The sequence below is a fragment of the Rhodococcus chondri genome, from assembly GCF_036327435.1.
In the GTDB taxonomy this organism is placed as follows: domain Bacteria; phylum Actinomycetota; class Actinomycetes; order Mycobacteriales; family Mycobacteriaceae; genus Rhodococcus; species Rhodococcus chondri.
The window spans coordinates 1-3809 of sequence record NZ_JAUZMZ010000280.1 but is presented as its reverse complement, the minus strand read 5'-3'; the positions used below and the strand labels follow the sequence as shown (position 1 = coordinate 3809).

The window sequence follows — 3809 nt, the reverse complement described above, 5'->3', positions numbered from 1 at the left end:
GACCGACCCGCAGCACCGCGGAGCGAACAGGCACCTCGCGACTCACATCGAAGCCGGTGGTGGCCAGCCGCGACATTTCGGCGCGCAACTCGATCTCGCCCTGCACGGACCTGGGGGTGAGGTCGAAGCCGACGCCGGTGCCGGTGTCGTGGCACACCAGCTGGAAGGGTCCGTCCGGCGACGCCGGGTAGCGGGTGCGCAGCGGTTCGTGCCGGGCCACGACGTCGGCGAACGCCGCGCGCAGGACGTCGAGGTCGAGTTCACCCGTCAGCCGCAACATGATGGGCACGTTGTAGGCGTGGGAGGTGGTGTCGAGCTGGTTGACGATCCACATCCGCTGCTGCGCGAGCGACAGCGGCGGCCGTTCGGGGCGCGGTTCCACCGTAAGCACCGGGCGCGTCGCGTCGGTGGCGGTGTCGTCGACGCGTGCCGCGAGAGCGGCCACGACGGGCGCCTCGAACAGGTCGCGGACGCCGAGCCCGGCTCCCGTCGCCGCGCTCACGCGCGCCACGACACGGGTCGCGCTGAGCGAGTTGCCGCCCAGGTCGAAGAAGTGGTCGTCGCGTCCGACCCGGTCGAGACCGAGAACCTCGGCGAACACTGCGGCGACCGCGCGTTCGGTGGCGGTGACGGGGGCGCGGTACGCGGTCGCCGGAATCCCGAACACCGGTGCGGGCAGTGCGGTGCGGTCGAGTTTGCCGACGGGGGTGACGGGCAGTTCGTCGAGCACGACGATCGTCGCGGGCACCAGATGCGCGGGCACGGAGCCGCGCAGGTAGGCGGTGATCTCGGCGATGTCGGGTTCCCCGGGTCCGGCGGGCACGATGTACGAGACGGGGACGGTGTCGCCGGACGGTGCGGTGCGGCCGACGGTGACCGCCGCGGCCACCCGGGGGTGCCGGGTCAGCGCATCGTCGATCTCGCCGAGTTCGACGCGGATACCGCGGATCTTGACCTGGAAGTCGGCGCGGCCCACATAGTCGAGCACGAGGGCGCCGTTCGTGTCGCGCCGCCAGCGCACCACGTCGCCCGTGCGGTACAGGCGTGTCCCGGGCGTGCCGAAAGGATCGGCGACGAAACGGGAGGCGGTCAGCGCACCCCGGTTGCGGTAGCCGCGCGCCGTTCCCGGTCCACTCACGTACAGCTCACCGGCCGCCCCGACCGGGACGGGCCGCAGCCGGGAGTCGAGCACCACTTGGGTGGTGCCGCGCACCGGCCCGCCGATCGTGACGCGTTCACCCGCGGCGAGTGGGGCGGCGTTCGTCATGATCGTCGCCTCGGTGGGTCCGTAGCCGTTGAGCATCGTGCGGCCGGGTGCCCACTTTCCGACGAGTTCGGGTGAGCAGGCCTCCCCCGCGACGACGAGGGTGTCGAGGTCGGGCAGTACGTGGGGAATCGTCGCGAGCACGGTGGGGGTGAGCACCGCGTGGCTGACGTGGTCGCGTTCGAGGATGCGGGCGAGTTCGTCGCCGCCGTATACGGTCTGCGGCACGACGACGAGGCGCGCCCCCATGCCGATCGCCCACACGATCTCGAAGACGGATGCGTCGAAGCTCGGTGACGCGCAGTGCAGCACGCGCGCGCCGGGCCGCGCGCCGAACCGCTCACGCTGCTCGGCGAGCAGATTGGCCAGGCCCCGATGCGTGACGACGACGCCCTTGGGCAGTCCGGTCGATCCGGACGTGTAGATCAGGTAGGCGGCCTGCCCGAGCCGTACCGGGCCGCGCTCGGTGTCGGTGATCGGCGCTGCGCTGCAGTCGAATTCATTGTCGAGATCGTCCAGAGCGAGCCATCGCACCGCGCCGGGCAGCTGCTGTCCCACCGCGGCGACGGTCATCCCCAGTACCGCACCGGAATCGGTGAGCATGTGTTCGATCCGGGCGGCCGGGTACTGCGGATCGACGGGCACGAACGCCGCGCCGGTCTTGGCGACCGCCCAGATCGCGAGCACCGACTCGATCGAACGCGGAATCGCTGTTGCCACCACGGATTCGGCGGTGACACCGGACCGGAGCAGAGCCCGCGCGACACGGTTCGAGGCCGCGTCGAGCTCACCGTAGGTCATTGTGCGCTGTCCGCTCTGCAGCGCAACCGCCCGCGGATGCTCGGCGGCAGTGGCGGCGAGCAGATCGGGCAGCGTCACTTCCGGCTCCGGCGCCGCACCCGGCACCGCCCGGGGCAGGTCGACCGCGCCGATCGCGGTCAACGGTGTCTCGGGAGCGGCCGCGACGACGGCCTCGACGAGGTCGACGAGCCCGCGGTGGTGCTCGTGCACCTCGTCGTCACGGTAGCGGTGCGGGTTGGCCCGGAGTTCGACGTATGTCGACGCCGGCGTACCCGCCCGGTACACGTTGACGAGCAGATCCGGGACGGGTCCGGCGGTGAGGATGTGGAAGTCGGCGGTGCACGGCCCGAAACGCCACTGTCGCGAGAACAGCATCACGTTGACCACGGGTGCCGAGATCCTGCGCGATTCGGCGGCGACACCCAGCTCGCGCAGGATGTCCTCGACGTTGCCGCGCTGGTGGCGCAGTGCCCCCATCAGTTCGAGGCGCACCCGTTCGACGAGTGTGCCGACCGTGTCGTCGGGTTCGACGCTCACCCGCAGCGGAACGACGTTGGCGAGCATGCCGCCCGAACGCCGCAGGACCGCGGTGGTGCGCGCGGAGACGGGGAGGTCGACGATCACGTCGCGCCGGCCCGTGGTCCGCGACAGGTAACCGGCGAATCCGGCGATGATCCTGGCCGCGGCGGTCGGGGCGGAGGCGTCGAGCCGGGCGGTGGTGGAGTCGGCGAGGGCGCTGCGCGCGGCGAGGCTGTGCGCGGCGGGTAGCGCGTCGGCACCGGCGAGGGTGACGGTGTCGGTGCGGGCATGCAGGCGTTCTGCCCAGTACTCGGTGTCGGCGGCATACCGGTGGGAGGCGCGGTAGTCGCGGTCGAGTTCCTGCAGGGTGGTCAGGTCCGCCGCGCGGTTCGGTTCGGGCGTGCGGTTTTCGACCGCGGCCGTGTAGCAGTGGGCCACGCGGTCGACCATGGTCGCGGCGCCGTATCCGTCGAGGGCGATGTGGTGGATGCGGGTGTACCAGAGGTACCGGTCGTCGGCGATCTGCAGCAGCGAGGATTCGGTCAGCGGTGCGCCGACGAGATCGACCGGCGCCGTGTGGTTCTCGTCCATCCACGCCTGCGCGGCGGCGGTCGGGTCGGATGCGCCGCGGAAGTCGTGCATGCCCATGGCGGCGTCGGCCGGCGGATCGACCACCTGGTGCGGTTCGCCGTCGACGTCGACGAGCCGGAGGAACACCGACTGATATTCGTGGCCGACTGCCAGAGCGATCTGCTGGAACAGCGCGACGTCGAGCGGGCCCCGGATGTCCACGTACTGGGCGATGCAGATCGGCACCTCGGGTGCGAGTTGCTGAGCGAACCACAGTCCGCGCTGTGCGGACGACAGCGGGAACGGCTGGTGGACGGTGGGGGTCGCCGTGTCGGCCATCGAATCACACCTGGATGCTGGCACCGAGACGTGCTCGGTGGGACGCGAGGTCCTTGCGGTCTGGAGGAGCCGGTCGAACCGGCTCACTCACTGTCCCGCGCGGACACCGCGTGGGGTACGCACCCTAGGTGTCGATAGCGGCCACCGTCAGTCGCCGGAGGAGACGGTCCCCTCGGACGTGCCGCCTCCGCGGTGGCGCACTTCGCTGACCCGCGCCAGTCCCCGTTCGAGAACTCCCTTTCCCGTGGCGCGGGCATCGGCGGCACGATCGCCCAGGACCTTCGCTCGGTCGCCGAGCGCTCCGCCGACGGTCTGG

Annotated in this window: 1 protein-coding gene; it reads right to left on the bottom strand. The window is 71.4% G+C overall.

The genetic code is table 11. The annotated features are described in order from the left end of the window. Positions 1-3493: amino acid adenylation domain-containing protein (locus tag Q8814_RS24930; protein WP_330154642.1), on the bottom strand; the 3493-nt coding region annotated here is incomplete at its 3' end. Positions 3494-3809: the final 316 nt, after the last annotated feature.